3 protein-coding genes are annotated in these 2,434 nt (G+C 71.0%); 1 reads left to right on the top strand and 2 read right to left on the bottom strand.

Translation table 11 applies throughout. From position 1 onward, the window contains the following. Positions 1-99: 99 nt before the first annotated feature. A protein-coding gene (locus tag VF468_01195) for an IS5 family transposase (GenBank protein ID HEX5876938.1) occupies positions 100-928 on the bottom strand; the annotation gives its coding sequence in 2 pieces (ribosomal slippage) (positions 100-589 and positions 588-928; 831 coding nt in all). A 199-nt stretch (positions 929-1,127) separates the two neighbouring features. On the opposite strand from VF468_01195, the gene VF468_01200 reads away from it, so the two are divergent. Further along, positions 1,128-1,580, top strand: a complete 453-nt coding sequence (locus tag VF468_01200) for a VOC family protein (GenBank protein ID HEX5876939.1) — start codon at positions 1,128-1,130, stop codon at positions 1,578-1,580. A 137-nt stretch (positions 1,581-1,717) separates the two neighbouring features. Here VF468_01200 and VF468_01205 read toward each other — a convergent pair. Beyond that, the coding region (locus tag VF468_01205; protein HEX5876940.1) for a hypothetical protein at positions 1,718-2,434 on the bottom strand (717 nt) is incomplete at its 5' end.

Raw genomic sequence — 2,434 nt, forward strand, 5'->3', positions numbered from 1 at the left:
CTGGTGGTCGGGTTCCTCGCCCACACCGGCCTGTCCCTCGATACTGAGCCGTCACCCTAACGTGAAAGGATCAAATAAAAGGACATTCCGGAACCTCGATCAGGGTGACCGTGCGTGTGCCTCGGCGGTATCGGGAAGCCGGTTGTAGCCCAGCCGTGCGCAGCCCAGCATGGCGAAGGCGAAGAACCGCCCGGAGTCCCGGTCATAGCGGATCCGCAGCCGCCGACACTCAGCCAGCCAGGCGATCGAGCGTTCGGCCTTCCAGCGGTGGCGACCCAGCCGCTGCGACGACTCGATCCCACGGCGGGCGATGCGGACCTTGATCCCCCGCTGGGTAAGGTAGCCGCGGCAGCGGCGCTGATCGTAGGCCTTGTCGGCGTGAACCTTCTCGGGGCGGCAGCGCCGACCGCCGACAGGGGTCCGCACCCTGGGGATGTCGTCCAGCAGCGCCTGGAACACTGCCGCATCGGGGGTGTTGGCCGCGGTTACCAGCAGCGACAGCGGCAGCCCGGTGCCCTCAGCGGCCAGGTGGAGCTTGGACCCGGGCTTGGCGCGGTCGACCGGGTTTGCGCCGGCCAGGTCCCCCCCGAACCGCGCGCAGGCTGAAGGAGTCCACGGTGACGCGCGACCAGTCCAGCGCTCCGGCTGCGCCGAGCTCGTCCAGCAGCAGCTCCTGGAGCCGCTCGAAGACCCCGGCGCGGGCCCATTCAGCGAACCGCCGCCAGCAGGTCGTCACGCTGCCGCAGCCGAACTCGCCGACCGGGAGCAGCGCCCAGGGGGTGGAGGTGCGCGCCATGAACAGGACCGCGGCCATGCAGGCCCGGTCCGAGACGGTTCGGGGTGCGCCGCCACGCGCCCGGGAGGGTGGGGGTGGCAACAGCGGCAGGAGGCGCTGCCACAGCGCATCGGGCAGCAGCCGGTCGGCCAGAGTTGTCATGGCCCAGATGATTGCCCACCACCGACCCAACCCGCTCCTGCCGGGCCAAGTAGGGCACTTGCGACCGGGTGGGTTACCTTCGTCCAAGACATGGTGAGCAGGAGCAGAACGATCGCCAGGTGATACACCTGGACCAAGACGGTGACCTGGTGGCACGTCGTCGCCGGCGTTCCGATGAGAGGAGTACGCCATGCCGGCCAACACGCCGATTCCCACGGTGGCACCGATGCTCTCCTACGAGGACGCGGCCGCCGCCTTGGGGTGGCTCGCCAAGGCCTTCGGGTTCCGGGAACGCACCCGCATCACCATGGCCGACGGCTCAATCGGCCACGCCGAGATGGAGATCAGCGACGGCATCGTCATGCTGGCCGAACCCGACCCCCACTACCAGGGCCCCAAGCGGCACGCCAAGACCTGCGAGGCAGCCCGCCGCTGGTCGGCGGTGCCGTACGTCATCGACGGCGTCCACGTCTACGTCGACGACGTCGACGCCCACTTCGGGCAGGCGCGCCAGGCCGGGGCGCCGATCCTGTCCGAGCCGGAGGACACCGGCTATGGGCGCAGCTACCGTACCGCCGATCTCGAGGGACACCGCTGGATGTTCACCCAGCGGCCGCCCGCCTCCGCGCCGGCCGAGCAATAGCAGCTGCGGAGGTTGCCCCTGGGACTGCTACACCTCACTGTGCTGCGGCCGAACCGCCGCTACGCTCACCTACAGGACCTTGGGGTGTTGGGTTGACAGGTGAGCATGGTGGGGACCGGCCGGGTGGCCGTGTGTGCCTATGGCAGCAGCTTTGGGTTGACTGGTGGGCGCAGCCACAGTGAGGCTCGGGTCGGCTGCATGGTGTGGTCGACCACCGCCAGCAGCTCGGCCGCCAGCGCGTCCAGGTCGAGCTGCTCGCGCAGCCGGTTGCTGAACGCCTCCACGGTGCGGGCGGCGTCGGAGCGGCGCCGGTTGAAACGCCGGTCGACCAGGTCCTGCACCCGACGGCGCAGCGGCGCGAACAGGGCCGCCGCAGCCAGGGTGGCGGCGGCCACCGCCAGGTTGCCGGCGCCGGCGGCCAGGCGGCCGGCGGCCGGGACGATGAGCAGGTAGGGCAGCACGAGGAGGGCGCTGACCAGGGCGTAAGTGACGGTGCGGCTGACCAGCCGGTCCAGGTCCCACAGCCGGTAGCGCAGCACCGCCACCGCCACCGCCATCGGCGGGCACAGCACCGCCGCGTAGGTCACGGCAGTGGGCAAGATCCCTCCCGACAGGGCGACGGCCACCGCGAGGATGGCGCCGGCTGCGACCCAGCGCAGCTGCTGGCGCTCGACCCCACGCGCGGCCCGGAACCGCAGCACCAGCGAGACCATCGCGGCCGGCAGGCTGGCCAGCTGCAACCACAGGCCGATAGCGGTGACCACGCTTGCCACCGTCCCCACCGTTCCGGAGCGCCCGAACGGGTTGGCGATAGGTGTCTCATCCAGCGGTCCGGGGGCCCACCAGGCGGCCAC

It is taken from the genome of Actinomycetota bacterium, assembly GCA_036280995.1.
GTDB lineage: Bacteria > Actinomycetota > CALGFH01 > CALGFH01 > CALGFH01 > CALGFH01.